This window comes from Brevibacillus sp. HB1.3 (assembly GCF_013186635.1).
In the GTDB taxonomy this organism is placed as follows: domain Bacteria; phylum Bacillota; class Bacilli; order Brevibacillales; family Brevibacillaceae; genus Brevibacillus; species Brevibacillus brevis_D.
Map to the genome: position 1 here is coordinate 606,989 of NZ_JABMIT010000001.1, position 13,583 is coordinate 620,571.

Genomic DNA, 13,583 nt, shown 5'->3' on the forward strand with positions numbered 1-13,583 from the left:
ACATGTCTTGTCGCAAATTGGTTTATTTCACAACGTTAGGGGGAGGAGAATGGAGAAGCTGAATCCTTCGATGCGCATAAAAGTGAAGCGGGATACAGTGTATATACCCGATTCAGACGGAAGTGTGTATTTTCGTAATAACATCGGAACTTTCCGCATGAAGGGCGAGATGATCGATCGATGGGTAGATCAGTTATTTCCCATGTTTAATGGTGTGCATACGTTGGAGCAATTGACCGACGATTTGCCCGAAGAATATCAGCAACAAGTTTTTCAAGTGGCCGGGACACTTTTAGAAAATGGATTCCTTCAAGATGTGAGCCTGGAGGAACCACATGAATTATCACCAGAGGTCATGTCGAGGTATGCAGCGCAGATTGAATATTTGGATCAGTTAGGCGGATCAGGAGGGTATCGGTTTCAAAAATATCGAACGGAAAAAGTATTGGTGATAGGGGCCGGCTCCTTTCTCCTTTCTACCATCCATGCATTGCTGGAATCGGGATGCGTTCAATTCCATTACGCGCTGACGAATGAAACTGCGACCAATCGTGAGCGGCTAGAGGCGATTATCGAACACTCGCGTAGGAAGGACCCACACGTGAAGCTGGATGAACGCAAGCTGACGTCGTGGGAGGGAACCGACTGGTCAACGACCATCGAGCCTTTCACTGGTATTTTGTTCACGTCAGCAAACGTAAACAAGGGCGAAGTGAATATGATCCAGCTCGCTTGCAGAGAGCGGGAGAAGGTATTTGTTCCGGCGTTATTTGTCCAGCAAAAAGGAATGGTAGGGCCGCTGATTCATCCACAGTCAGAGGCTTGCTTTGAATCGGCTTTGCGTCGTTTACATCGGCAGGCTTTGTGTGCGGACCCCGAACAACATCCGTATTCAATGACCGCAGCAGCTATGCTGGCGAACATCGCTGTTTTTGAATGGTTTAAATACGTTTCAGGTGTCAATGAAGCAGAGGACCCAAACAAAATTTATTTGTTAAATCTGGAGACGATGGAAGGAAGCTGGCAGTCCTACATGCCTCACCCCATGCAAAAAGAAGAGATGAGCATGGAGGTATTGGATGAGAGAGAGCTTGAATTGCGGATATCCAAAGAGGTAGAACAGAAAGAACAGAAAGAAAGTCTATTGTCTCTGTTTCCGTCATGGACCTCCCCAGATAACGGGATTTTTCACAGCTGGGACGAGGGAGAGCTTACGCAGCTACCACTGACACAGTGTAGGGTGACAGCAGTCGACCCTGTGGCGGATGGTCCCGCGGAGCTATTGTCAACAGTTGTATGCGCAGGATATACCCATGACGAGGCGCGTAGAGAAGCAGGATTGGTTGGGGCCGAGATGTATGTGGGAAGAATGGTGAACCACCTAATCACTCAAAATTCAGCTTATCAAGCCGATCTAAAGAGCAATATCGGAATTGGAGCAGGAGAAACGGCAGCAGAAGGTTTATGTCGGGCGTTACAGCATTGTTTGACACTTACCTATGTGTCAGAAATGAAAGGACGACAACCAACGGCTAGGCCTGTGCATGTTGACTCGATTGTGGATGAACAGTCCCAGTTTTATGTACGGTCTTTCGCTACATTAGGTGAGAAACTGAGGGTTGCAAAAGGTCATGAGGTATGCGGGTTTCCGGTTTATTGGGTGGAAACGAGCACAGGATGGTACGGGAGTATTGGCTTGTTAGAGCGAGAAGCATTGCGAAAAGCACTGATGTATGCCTTGCATCAGATTCAAACGCCAACCAATCAAGTGTCCAAGTATGTACTGACTGCGCAATCTGTCGGCTTGACGGGTGAAGCCATCGAACTTGCACGCAGTAGCGTTCAGGAAGAATCGGAAAAAGAGGTCTGGAAACAAGCTGTCGAGGTATTGGCTCTTCATCAACTTTCTCCTCGAATCATGAATGCCGCGATAGAGCCTTTCCTGGAAGAAGACCTTGGTGGCGTATTTGCCTTGCTGCTCTCGAGGAGGTGCTCCGATGAGTGCTGACATTCTTGTCATTGGAGACGGAGTACTGGCAGAGTTGGTTTCAGAACATTTAAAGAACGACTATCGCGTCTGGAACAGTGAAGACATGGCGTCTGCGACTAGTGGAGCAAATTTGGCTCTCCTGTTGCACGATACGTATCATCCTGCTTTGCATGTACAGGCAGAAAAACATTTTCGCCAAGCAAATATCCCGTGGCTGCGCGGCTTTGTTTCATTCGGGGAGGCCATTGTAGGTCCGTTGGTTCGTCCAGATCAAACAGGGTGCTCCCAGTGTGCAGATATGCGGCGATTGATGGCGGGACGTGATCGCAAAGAGATGTGGAAGGTACAAAATATGCTGAGGGAGAAAGGCGGCATACCCCGTGATCCATGGTCATCTCGCTCAGGGTTGTTACAAGTGGCATACCATGTCAGTGCGGAGGTTGAACGTATAGTTGAGGGCAAGCAAGCCCAGTTATCTGAGCATATCCAGTTTATTGATTTGCAAACATTGACCAGCACGCGCCACTTCTTCTTGCCCAATCCTGTATGTCCGGTATGCAGTCGGCTGCCTGAGGATTCTGAAGAGCGGGCAAGAATACGCTTGAAGCCTATTGTAAAGCAAAGTCCGGACAGCTACCGGACAAAATCCATAGCCTCTTTGAAAAAAGCTCTCTCCACCGAATATTTGGATTCCCGTACTGGGTTTTTGAATGGAAAAGTACGAGATCTTGTCTCGGTGTTCGCTGATGTAAGTGTCAATCTGCCGCTATTTTCACATGACGAGGGTACGGCTGGCAGGTCTGTTTCATACGCGGATAGTGAGATAACGGCGATTTTGGAAGGAATGGAAAGATATTGCGGGCTTATGCCGCGTGGCAAGAGGACGATGGTGCGTGACTGCTATCAAAACCTTGCGCCGCATGCCCTTGATCCGACAACAGCGGGGACCCATTCAGAAGAGCAGTATGCTTTGCCAAATTTTCCGTTTCAGCCATTTGATCCGAAGCGAGAGATGAACTGGGTATGGGGTTATTCCTTTAAAGAAGAGCGACCGATTCTTGTACCTGAGCTCATGGCCTACTACAGTATGGGATTCGGGGAGGGTGTTGTATTTGAGACCTCCAATGGCTGTGCGTTAGGTGGCAGTTTGGAGGAGGCGATCTTCTACGGCATCCTCGAAGTGGTGGAGCGAGATGCTTTCTTGTTGACCTGGTATGCCCAATTGCCATTGCCACGCCTCGATCCTGCTACGGTCAATGATCGGGAATTGCTTCTTCTCATTGATCGAATGCAGACCGTTACCAATTACGATTTGTACTTGTTCGATGCGACTATGGAAAATGGAATTCCCTCTGTATGGACGATTGCGAGAAACCGCGGAGCGGAAGGCCTGCATCTCGTTTGTGCAGCAGGTGCGCATCCAGACCCTATCCGCGCTGTGAAAAGCTCCATTTACGAAACGGCAGCCATGCTCATGACTTTGACAGACAAGTACGAAGCGAATCGAGACAAATACTTGCGTATGCTTCAAGATTCGTCCCTCGTGAAAAAGATGGACGATCATGCTATGCTTTACAGCTTGCCAGAAGCAGCGGAGCGCTTATCCTTTCTCATGGATGCTTCACGTCCGATGGTCTCTTTCGCTGAACGCTTTCCTAGAAGAAATCAAAATCATGATCTAACAGACGATTTGCGGGAGTTGCTCAGTGTGTTCCAAAAGTTAGATCTCGATGTTATTGTGGTTGATCAAACGACACCAGAGGTAGGGCGCCACGGCTTATCTTGCGTGCGAGTATTGATTCCTGGCATGCTCCCGATGACTTTTGGCCATCATCTTACGCGAGTAACGGGATTGAAACGAGTATTGGAGGTCCCTGTGAAGCTGGGGTATGTGAAGCAACCGCTGCGTGTAGACGAGTTGAATCCTTTTCCGCATCCGTTTCCATAACATGCATCTGGGAGTGAGCCGGATGAATCTCGAAAATTTCTTGTACCGCCTTCATTTTGATACAGAAAACGCCAGACCAAGTGATCTCGAAGTGGATTGGGGGGATGCGCCACTACCATACAAGCTGTACAGGGGGCAACCTGTCATTTTACTACCTGAAGATGTGTCTCTATCGCTCATAGATCAAACGGTTTCACAAGAGATGACTATTCCACAATTGGGTGCATGGTTATGGTATAGCTACGGACTGATACAAATCAGCCAATCGTTGTTGGTAACCACGACTTCGGCAGATGCAGAATCTGAGTCGTTTTTGCCGCTTGTAATGAAGCGAAGGCCGGTTCCGTCTGGGGGAGGGCTCTATCCAAGTGAGCTGTACGTATATTTGAAGCTGTCGAGTATTCCTCCAGGTCTATACCACTACGATGTGGCTCATCACAGACTCGTACAATTGCGAGAAGGGAATTTTGATCACGTCCTTAACCGAGCACTTGGTGGTAGTTGTCCAGTACATGCATGCTTTGGAGTTGCGTTCGTCTCCATCTATTTTTGGAAAAACTTTTTTAAGTATGATGAGTTTTCCTATCGATTGCAGGGCCTCGATGCTGGTGTACTGCTTGGACAATTGCAGGAAATGGCAAACCAGCTCGGTGTTACGACTGCGGTACACTACCAGTTCTTGGATAAAGTGATGAATGCACTGCTAGGATTGTCTGCCGATCAAGAGAGTGTCTACGCGGTAGTCCCTTTATCACTCCAAACAGAAGGGGGGAGGCATTCGCACTCGCTGGCACAATGGCGAGAAAAGGAGGAGTTGGCAAGCGAGCTAACCAGAGAACTACCTGAGCAAAAGCATGTGCAAGTGATACGCTCAAAAAGAATGAGACAATATCCTGCACTCCTGCAAATGAATGAAGCTGCTATGCAGGCATCTACCCGTGCATTTCGACGATATTCGGATCAGGCGGAAAGCAAACGGCCTCGTCGGTCCGATGAGCGAATCCTTCTCCCGCGTTTGCAGAAACCAAGTTATGATCTGGCGGAATATTGCAGGGAGCGTTTTTCACCGGAAATGGACTTTATCAGGAGGAAAACAGACCAGAATCAGGTAGCACGTATCATGGAAATGACGATGAGTGCGCTATCGTATGGCAATGATTTGGGGGAAAATCAAGAAGCAGCGTGGAGAAGGCTTTCTCTCTTTGTCAGCATTCATCAGGTAGAAGGGATGAAAGATGGGGCATACGCTTACGAACCACTGGAGCACGCTCTTTATCCAATTGTCTATGGAGATTTACGAGCACGTCTACAAGAGGGAATGACCCTGGACAACGTGAATCTGTATCAAGTGCCGCTCTGCTTTCATGTAGTGGGAAAACGTGATCATCTGATTAATCAGCTAGGCTTTAGAGGGTATCGCATCCAACAGATGGAGGCAGGAATCGTCGTGCATCACTTGCTTTTAGCAGCGTTCACGTGTGGAATGGGCGGACACCCGTTACTCGGATTTGACGTGGAAAATTGCGATGATCTTTACAACCTAGCGTCCGAAGAGAAAACCTGCTTGATTCAAATTCCAGTGGGGCACTATCGCCCCCGCGCCAGATTTCAGACCGGACTTCATGGATAAAAAAGTGGAAGACCCGAGTCGCGATGACCCGGGTCTTGTTCTGGAAGTAAGGAGGGTATCGAGCTCATCTCGTTGTAAGGTAAGTGTCTCTTTATCCACCTTCAACCATCGAACGGTCAATCCACGATCAGCAGCAACAGTCAGCCACAGGCCTACATTGGGAATTGCTCCCGGACTTTTTCGATGGGGAAATGTACAGATGCGACTTCTAATCGCCAATCATTGGAGCGCATAAAACTTCCAGGAGGGTATTCAAAGACGCATTCTGATTGCAGCGTGAAACCGAGCTTATGGCAAATGGCATTGGAGGCAGGGTTGTCCACAGAGGGATAGGCTTGAATAAACTTGTGTCTTCGTTCTTGTTTGATGCGGGTAATCAGTAAAGCTAAAGCTGCAGAGGCGATTCCTTTCCCTTGAAAGGGTGGGAGGACGCTCCAGCCTACTTCGTATACGTTTTCTCCTTGCCAAATGCGGTCCCAATAGCCGATGCTTCCGACGGGGGTGTGATCTGCGAGCAGTACGATGCTGAACATCTTGCTCGTTTGCTGTTCGTCCTTATTGAGGTATCGCTCGTGTCGAGTAAGGAGCTGCTCTCCCGTCTCCGGGCCACCGAGATGCTCCATCATGACTGGTGCATTCAAAAGGCGTAGCAAAGAAAGATCGTCATCCGCCCAAGGTTGAATGCGGACAAGCTCAGTGTTTAGCGGTGTGGACATTCTCTCCCTCCTTATCCACTAGATGGAAAATCATGCTATAATGGTGGTGCCCGAGTGATTCTTATTATCGGAGTATGGAAAGAGTAGCTGAGGTGTAGGAATAGACCCTTTCTGAAAAACATCTGGAGTGTAAATCCAACGTAAATATCGCCACGGACAATATAGGAAAGAGAAAGGGGTACTTGTTCCATGAATGAAAAAAGCATTCTTACACAACGGCTCGAATTGATTCCATTTACACATAGAATAGCAACGAATATTTTGCAAGAAAATTACGAAGAGTTGTTGGACATGGGGCTTACATTAGGTGAAGGCTGGCCAGATGAGGATGCGATGGAAACGATCCCCAAAATCATCGAAGCACTCGAGCGCACAGGGGGACCGACAGGATTTGAATCGTGGATGATCCTTACCAAAGATGGTATGAAGATCATCGGGGATGTAGGATTCAAAGGAGTCCCGAATGCACAGGGAGAAGTGGACATCGGCTATGGAATTATTGAAGCCGAGCGAAAAAAAGGCTACGCGTATGAGGCGGCAGAAGGTTTAGCGAATTGGGCGTTATTGCAGCCAGATGTGAAAAAGATTACGGCCAAATGCCTGCTAGATAACATAGATTCCGCGAAAATATTAGTCAAAATGGGCTTTGCAGAAATGAAGAGGGACGACACGATGATTTACTGGTCTAGGCAGAAAGAATAGTACGCCGGAAGAGTTTCACACGAAAAAAGGACGAACACATGGCCGTCCTTTTTTTCATGGAGAATATCAGTTGCTGGAATTTTCTATGGGAACGTAGTAGATATGTTTCGTGCCGTCTTTATACGTTACCTCGAGTACACCTGATTGAAGGGACGGGCCCTTTGCTTTTACTTTTTTCTTTGTGGAAAACTCCCCAGACTTCGAGTCGACTCGCAACGTAATAATCGAATTGAACACCTGAAGCGTTGCGCGTTTGATTTCTTTATTCGAGACTTTTCCTGTCACATTGAGTTCGTAATACGATTTAGGGAGCACACTTGATTCAGCCTGGAGCTCAATTTCATCTGGATTGAGGGCCAACCTTGGAAGAAATTTCGTCTCCATCTTTACGATTTCCTCTTTGCGTTCCTTATCTTCAGGTCCAACGAGGATGTGTACGTAAGAATTTAACTGAAAATAGTCTGGCGTTAGATCATTGGGCAGTTCGTCTGTTCGGAAATATTCATCTTGCTCAATTGTTCTTCCAGGTTTCAAGGTTTTCTCCTTGACGACCGGGGTACAGGCTGGTTCGTCTTCACGGTAAGGAAGCTCCCAAGTGTCTTCGGAGGCATACGCTTCGATTCGTGTTGTTACGTCATAGCATTGAGCGGCCGTGTATGTGATGGGCTTCCGCGAAATATTCGTGACAATCGTATTTACGTGGTACATTGGTGAGTCGTATTTTGGATTGTCGGTTTCGGTAACGGTCACTTGAAACCGAAGTCCTTCTTTCTTGAATGGTTTGTCAATGAAAAACATACCGTTTGCTTTTGCTTGTGCCGCGTTTACGTTCACGGCGCCAGCCGTCATAACCAGTAAAAGACATACGAGTGAATGGATAATCTTGCGAAACACACAGTTCACCTCCTCACGATTCGTTTTTGAAAAATGTGCATGGAGGCACCTTCTTAATATTCCATATATTACCTCTCTTTGCAATGTTTTTTGTTCCGGAATATTTTATATGAAAATTTTCAAAGGAAAGGTAACCTCAGACTTCCTTCTTTCGTATTGAAAGGAAGGAAAAGATGATCGCTTTTCATTGAACTATGCAACGCGTGTCTCTATACTGGAGAGATAAGCATTGGTAAATAATTGTGAGGGATAGCATGCAGAACTGGATGACCCAAATTATTGAACAATATAGTTACTTTGGCATCTTACTGATGATGGCACTGGAAAACATCTTCCCACCCATACCTTCAGAGGTGATCTTGACGTTCGGTGGATTTATGACGACGCAATCATCCTTAACGGTTTTTGGCGTAATCTTGTCAGCTACAATCGGTTCGGTGATTGGGGCAATCATTCTCTATGGAATCGGTTATTATCTGGACGTCAAAAAAATAGAGAAGATCGTAGAGCGATGGGGACATCTTCTGCGCATTAAAACGGCAGATATCCATAAGGCGAATAAATGGTTTGATCGATACGGGTACTGGACGGTCTTTTTTTGCCGCATGGTCCCATTAATCAGAAGCCTGATTTCCATTCCAGCTGGTATGACCAAAATGAATTTCCCGCTGTTCTTGTTGTTTACAACACTTGGTACGTTTATTTGGAACATCATCCTCGTGATGGCTGGTCACTTATTGGGGGAATCATGGGAAGACATTCTGTACTATTTTGATCTCTATTCCAATATCGTTTATGTTGTACTCGCCTTTGCGGGGATCGTGTTTCTCATCTTGTTCCTCCGCAAACGAAAAGTGGATGCCTAAAACCGAAAAACCATCTTTCCTTCAAGGAAAGGTGGTTTTTCCATTTGGAACCAAGAGGTAAAGATTTTATAAAAAGTCGTAATCTTCTTACAAATACAAAGCGCCGTAATTGCGCTAAGGTGAGGGGAGGGGGAGTAGGTGACATGGGCACCGCCCTCATTCTTGAGGCTGGGAGAGATGCAATTTGATCGATTTGCTACTCGTAAACGGCGTAGTCATTACCATGGACCAAGAACGTCGGGTACTACAGGACGGGGCAATCGCCATTGACAAAGGAAGAATTTTGGAGGTAGGTGACACTCTACTTCTAAAAGACAAGTATCCCGCGCAAAAGGTAGTCGACTGCACACATCATTGTATACTGCCAGGCTTCATTGACGCACATGGTAATGGCGGACATTCGTTGTTCAAAACGATTGCAACGGACAATATCAACGACTGGATGCCAATCATGACCAACACTTACAAGCACTACGTGACAGACGATTTCTGGTACTACGAGGGAAAGCTGTCAGCACTGGAGCGGCTTAAAGCCGGGATTACGACAGGTGTTAGCGTCTTAGGCTCGATGCCTCGCTCAGATGATCCGATCTTTGCCTTGAATCACGCCAAAGCGTACAACGAGGTTGGTGTCCGCGAAATCGTAGCGACAGGTCCATGCAACCCACCGTGGCCGCATCCCTTTAGCCGCTGGGTCGATGGACAAAAAGTTACGAAGGAAGTCACTTATGAGCAGGTTCTCGCTGGAGCAGAAGCAGTGATCGAAGCCCTTAATCACGCGAATAACGATAAAACCAGAGCATACATAACGCCATTTGTCATCGTGACCTCTGTCAATCCGTCCTATCCGACACCAGCTGACCAATTGTTTGGCTTAACCGATTTCGACCGGTACCAAGCACGGAAAATCAGGGAGATTGCGAAAAGGTACGACACGCGCATCCACTCCGATGCTTTTGGAGGCATGATTCACCTCGCGATCCAAGACAAAGAGTACGCGCTGCTCGGTCCAGACGTACACTTACAGCATTGTCGGGGGATTTCGTTTGACGAGGCGAAAATTTTGGCCGAAACAGGAACGAATGTGAGCGCTTCTCCTGGTTTTGGTCAAATCAACGCACGTACCCCGATTACGGAATTGCTGGAGATGGGAGCGACTGTTGCAATCACGACAGACGGTACTTCACCGATGACTCCTTTTGACATGTTTCAGGCCATGCGCAGAATGCAGCTGCTGCAACAAGCTGCGCTACGTGATTACTATTACCTCCCGCCGGGCAAGCTGCTGGAAATGGTAACAATTGATGCGGCGCGCTGTGTCGGCTGGGATGACGAGCTGGGGTCTCTTGAGGCTGGTAAAAAAGCGGACATCATTACCGTAAATATGCATCAGGCCCACTTGAATCCAGAGAACATGCACGTCCATCGTGTCGTCTATCAGGCAGTCGGTGGAGATGTGAACCACGTCATTGTCGACGGTGAGCTGATTATGGACGAGCGCCGTGTTTTGACTGTGGATGAAAAGCAAATCCTCAAGGAAGCGAATGAAGAGGCGAATCGCACAATTGAGCGGGCAGGTCTGGAAATCTACATGCAGCCAAGCAAGTATTTCTGGGGGCATGCGCGAGCTTATTTGGATGAGAGAAGGTTTGACCCGACGAAGCTAGGGTAAGTAATTGAATGAGGTCTAATTCTCGTATTTATAGAAGCGATACTGGGTGTACTCTCAGTAACGCTTCTTCCAGTTTTACTAAGGAATAGACCAGGGTTTGTGACGCCTTGTGGAGAAGTGGTATTTTGAACGGTAAGATGAAAAACTCCAGCCTAATTATTCGAGGTGAGCTTTATGAAAAGGAAGATCGCTATTTCTCTGATTTCAACAGTGATTGCATCTATTGCTGTTATCACATTTTTATTTTTTCAAACCAGTAACGACTATTATAAGTTTTCGGAAGGCGCCTCTCCCGAACAAATCGAAGCATTAAAGAAAAATAACATCGACTTTCTTATAAAACCAGACAGTTCCATATGGGTCAACCGATTGGATGAAATGGACGTAGTACAATGCTGCACCTAAAGTGTCGCCCTTGCATTGAATAGGAGAAGGTGCCCGCCGCCTTCCCTTTTTTATTATGATTATAGTTGACAAAAACGATAGGATTAATCATTATTTATTCATAATCCCCATCGACTAAGTTGGAATAAAAAGAGGTGCAGTCATGTATCTGACTATTGATAATGTTACGAAACATTTCGTGAATGAGCAGAAACAAAAAGTAAAGGTGCTGGATGATATCAATCTGGAAGTGGAAAAGGGCAGCTTCGTTTCCATTGTCGGCCCCTCTGGCTGTGGAAAATCGACGCTGCTCTACTTGATAGCGGGATTGGATCAACCGGACAACGGTGACATCCACGTTGCTGGCAACAAAGTGAATAAGCCCGGACCTGACAGAGTTGTTGTTTTTCAAGAAGCGGGATTATTTCCATGGCTGACCGTTTTGGAAAATGTTACATATGGGCTCAAGTTGAAGAAAATGTCAGCAGCGAAAGCCAACGAAAAGGCGCTGGAAGTGCTCAAGATGGTCCATTTAAGCAAGTATGTTCATTCCTATCCCCATCAGCTCTCAGGCGGGATGAAGCAACGCGTAGCCATCGCTCGGGCACTTGTCATGGAACCCGACATTTTGCTGATGGATGAACCGTTCTCGGCGCTGGATGAACAGACGCGGATGGTTCTTCATAAGGAGCTGCTTGAGATTTGGCGGACGACCAAGGTCACGATTTTTTTCGTCACCCATAATATCCGGGAGGCCGTTTTGCTTGCGGAGAGGATCGTCGTTTTTGCCACACGCCCCGGAAAAATTAAGGAAATCATTGCGGTTCCTGCCATGCGCGATGGGGTCATGCCGGACAGTGTGACAGTAAGCACCGAGCAGAAGGTGCTGTCGATTCTACAAGAAGAGATAGAAAAGGTGCTGAAGGAGGAAATGGGCAATGACTACAGCTTTAAGACGGGTCATCTTCATCGCTATGATAGCGGCGATATGGGAAGTCACATCTAAATTATCGGGGCTGCCATCGTTCATGTTTCCCAGCTTGACCCAGGTTTTCGAAACACTCGTAAATGGCTTGATAAGCGTGCAAATTACCGCCGCGATTGGAAAAAGCATGGGACGAATCCTGTTGGGCTTTCTCATTGCCATTATCATCGGACTGATATTGGGTTACTTCATTTGGAGGTACAAACTCGTAGAAGATACGCTTGGCTTTGTCGTGACTGCGCTTCAATCTATCCCGAGCATTGTCTGGTTCCCGCTTGCGATTATCTGGTTTGGCTTAAATGACTTCTCCATCTTGTTCATCGTGACGATCGGGGCGACCTGGACCATGACGGTAAACGCGACCAGCGGTTTCAAAAATGTCCCGCCGCTATATCAACGGGTAGCCAAGACTTACGGTTCGACTGGCTTTCACTTTGTACGAACAGTCATTCTTCCTGCATCCGTACCACAGATCATCTCTGGGCTTCGAATCGCTTGGGCGTTTTCCTGGCGGGCACTCATGGCTGGTGAGTTGCTCGGGGGTGGCGGTGGTCTTGGGCAATTACTCGAGATGGGCCGTTCACTTGGACAAATGGATTTGGTGATATCTGTCATGATCATTATTGCGATCATCGGTACCATCGTCGATAATGTTGTCTTTTCACGCATCGAACGCAACGTTCAGATGAAGTGGGGAGTCCATTCATAAAAGAAAAATGGCTAAGGAGTGTGTCGTCACATGCTAAAAAAAGTGTTCAGTACTGTTGTCGCATCTCTTTTATTGATGGGGATTGCGAGTGGGTGCTCTACAGGCGGAGCCAAATCCTCTGAGAAGGAAGTCAAGATCGGTTATTTCCCAAATCTTACGCATAGCGCAACGATCATTGCATTGGAGAAAGGCTATTTCAAGGAAGCTTTCGGTGCGGATGTAAAGATTCAAACAAAAACCGTCGCCAATGGCGGATTGTTTATGGAAGCAATGGCAACAAAAGCAATTGATGTAGGCACAGTCGGACCTGGACCGCTGTTGAACTTTTATGTCAAGCATCCCGGGTATCGTTTGATTTCAGGTGCGGTCAATGGCGGAGCTGTGCTCGTCATGAATGGTTCAACCAATATTACCGAACTAAAGGATTTAAAAGGCAAAAGAATCACGATTCCGGTAATCGGCAGCACTCAGGATGTCATGCTCAGAAAAGCACTGAATGAAGTTGGCCTGAAACCGACGACGAATGGTGGAGATGTGGAACTATATGCGGCAGCTCCGGCAGATACGGCAGCCTTATTCGTACAAAAGTCTGTTGACGGTGCAGCAACGCAGGAGCCGTGGGGATATGTGCTGGAAAATCAGGCTGGGGGAAAACTGCTTTTGGACTGGGATCAATTCGCTTGGGGGAAAGAATCAACCAATACGGTGGTAGCAGCCAGCGATGAATTTTTGAAACGAGAAGGCTTGGCAACTGCCTACCTGCAAGCACATAAAAAGGCAGTCAAATTCATTCAGGAAAATCCCGAAGAAAGCCAAGACTTGATCATCAAGCATTTGAAAAATCTGACTGGCAAAGAGTTGAGCAAAAAAGAAGTGCAGGCAGCTTTTTCCCGTTTGGAAGTGACAACAGCGGTTAATGAAAAGGTCATTCAGGAAATGGCCGATATCAGCCAGGAGGCCGGCTATATTTCCAGTAACAAAATCGATGGCTTGATCGACTTGAAATACTTGGAAGCAGCGAAATAAATCAGGTGAGAAGGCGGAATATTCAGCAGGAGGAACGAGGGGTGAAAAGGAATTAGATGGG

Annotated in this window: 11 protein-coding genes; 9 read left to right on the plus strand and 2 right to left on the minus strand. The window is 47.2% G+C overall.

What is annotated here, in order from left to right; genetic code table 11:
* Nucleotides 1-49: 49 nt before the first annotated feature.
* The 3 genes from HPY31_RS03105 to HPY31_RS03115 are packed head-to-tail and all read left to right on the plus strand — an operon-like array spanning nt 50 to nt 5,568.
* Nucleotides 50-2,008 (plus strand): putative thiazole-containing bacteriocin maturation protein, encoded by a 1,959-nt coding sequence (locus HPY31_RS03105; RefSeq protein ID WP_172138302.1) that lies wholly within the window; start codon nt 50-52, stop codon nt 2,006-2,008.
* A complete protein-coding gene (locus HPY31_RS03110; RefSeq protein WP_172138304.1) occupies nt 1,998-3,938 on the plus strand; it encodes a TOMM precursor leader peptide-binding protein in 1,941 nt (646 codons plus the stop codon). The genes HPY31_RS03105 and HPY31_RS03110 overlap by 11 nt, the downstream gene beginning before the upstream one ends.
* A 22-nt stretch (nt 3,939-3,960) precedes the next feature.
* A complete protein-coding gene (locus HPY31_RS03115; RefSeq protein WP_172138306.1) occupies nt 3,961-5,568 on the plus strand; it encodes a SagB family peptide dehydrogenase in 1,608 nt (535 codons plus the stop codon).
* Nucleotides 5,569-5,720: 152 nt separating this feature from the next.
* On the opposite strand, the gene HPY31_RS03120 is transcribed toward HPY31_RS03115, so the two are convergent.
* Entirely contained in the window at nt 5,721-6,284 is a 564-nt protein-coding gene (locus tag HPY31_RS03120) for a GNAT family N-acetyltransferase (protein ID WP_172138308.1), read from the minus strand.
* Nucleotides 6,285-6,473: 189 nt separating this feature from the next.
* Here HPY31_RS03120 and HPY31_RS03125 point away from each other — a divergent pair, with 189 nt between their 5' ends.
* Nucleotides 6,474-6,986 (plus strand): GNAT family N-acetyltransferase, encoded by a 513-nt coding sequence (locus HPY31_RS03125; protein ID WP_172138310.1) that lies wholly within the window; start codon nt 6,474-6,476, stop codon nt 6,984-6,986.
* A 66-nt stretch (nt 6,987-7,052) separates the two neighbouring features.
* Here the strand turns inward: HPY31_RS03125 and HPY31_RS03130 are convergent, their stop codons facing one another.
* Complete coding sequence (locus tag HPY31_RS03130; RefSeq protein ID WP_172138312.1) at nt 7,053-7,880, minus strand: hypothetical protein; 828 nt, start codon at nt 7,878-7,880, stop codon at nt 7,053-7,055.
* A gap of 254 nt (nt 7,881-8,134) precedes the next feature.
* On the opposite strand from HPY31_RS03130, the gene HPY31_RS03135 reads away from it, so the two are divergent.
* The 5 genes from HPY31_RS03135 (at nt 8,135) to HPY31_RS03155 (ending at nt 13,522) form a co-directional block, all read left to right on the plus strand.
* Nucleotides 8,135-8,746, plus strand: a complete 612-nt coding sequence (locus HPY31_RS03135; protein ID WP_172138314.1) for a DedA family protein — start codon at nt 8,135-8,137, stop codon at nt 8,744-8,746.
* A gap of 184 nt (nt 8,747-8,930) precedes the next feature.
* Entirely contained in the window at nt 8,931-10,418 is a 1,488-nt protein-coding gene (locus HPY31_RS03140) for an amidohydrolase family protein (protein ID WP_172138315.1), read from the plus strand.
* Nucleotides 10,419-10,965: 547 nt separating this feature from the next.
* A complete protein-coding gene (locus tag HPY31_RS03145; RefSeq protein WP_172138317.1) occupies nt 10,966-11,808 on the plus strand; it encodes an ABC transporter ATP-binding protein in 843 nt (280 codons plus the stop codon).
* A complete protein-coding gene (locus HPY31_RS03150; protein ID WP_172138319.1) occupies nt 11,741-12,496 on the plus strand; it encodes an ABC transporter permease in 756 nt (251 codons plus the stop codon). Before HPY31_RS03145 ends, HPY31_RS03150 begins: the two co-directional genes overlap by 68 nt.
* A 30-nt stretch (nt 12,497-12,526) precedes the next feature.
* Nucleotides 12,527-13,522 carry an aliphatic sulfonate ABC transporter substrate-binding protein gene (locus HPY31_RS03155; RefSeq protein ID WP_172138321.1) on the plus strand — a complete coding sequence of 332 codons (996 nt, stop codon included), beginning with the start codon at nt 12,527-12,529 and terminating at the stop codon, nt 13,520-13,522.
* Nucleotides 13,523-13,583: the final 61 nt, after the last annotated feature.

What these genes read in the sequence shown, in the direction of transcription:
- HPY31_RS03105 (WP_172138302.1), top strand. Translation starts at nt 50, where the DNA reads ATGGAGAAGCTGAATCCTTCGATGCGCATAAAAGTGAAGCGGGATACA.
- HPY31_RS03110 (WP_172138304.1), top strand. Translation starts at nt 1,998, where the DNA reads ATGAGTGCTGACATTCTTGTCATTGGAGACGGAGTACTGGCAGAGTTG.
- HPY31_RS03115 (WP_172138306.1), top strand. Translation starts at nt 3,961, where the DNA reads ATGAATCTCGAAAATTTCTTGTACCGCCTTCATTTTGATACAGAAAAC.
- HPY31_RS03120 (WP_172138308.1), bottom strand. Translation starts at nt 6,284, where the DNA reads ATGTCCACACCGCTAAACACTGAGCTTGTCCGCATTCAACCTTGGGCG.
- HPY31_RS03125 (WP_172138310.1), top strand. Translation starts at nt 6,474, where the DNA reads ATGAATGAAAAAAGCATTCTTACACAACGGCTCGAATTGATTCCATTT.
- HPY31_RS03135 (WP_172138314.1), top strand. Translation starts at nt 8,135, where the DNA reads ATGCAGAACTGGATGACCCAAATTATTGAACAATATAGTTACTTTGGC.
- HPY31_RS03145 (WP_172138317.1), top strand. Translation starts at nt 10,966, where the DNA reads ATGTATCTGACTATTGATAATGTTACGAAACATTTCGTGAATGAGCAG.
- HPY31_RS03150 (WP_172138319.1), top strand. Translation starts at nt 11,741, where the DNA reads ATGACTACAGCTTTAAGACGGGTCATCTTCATCGCTATGATAGCGGCG.
- HPY31_RS03155 (WP_172138321.1), top strand. Translation starts at nt 12,527, where the DNA reads ATGCTAAAAAAAGTGTTCAGTACTGTTGTCGCATCTCTTTTATTGATG.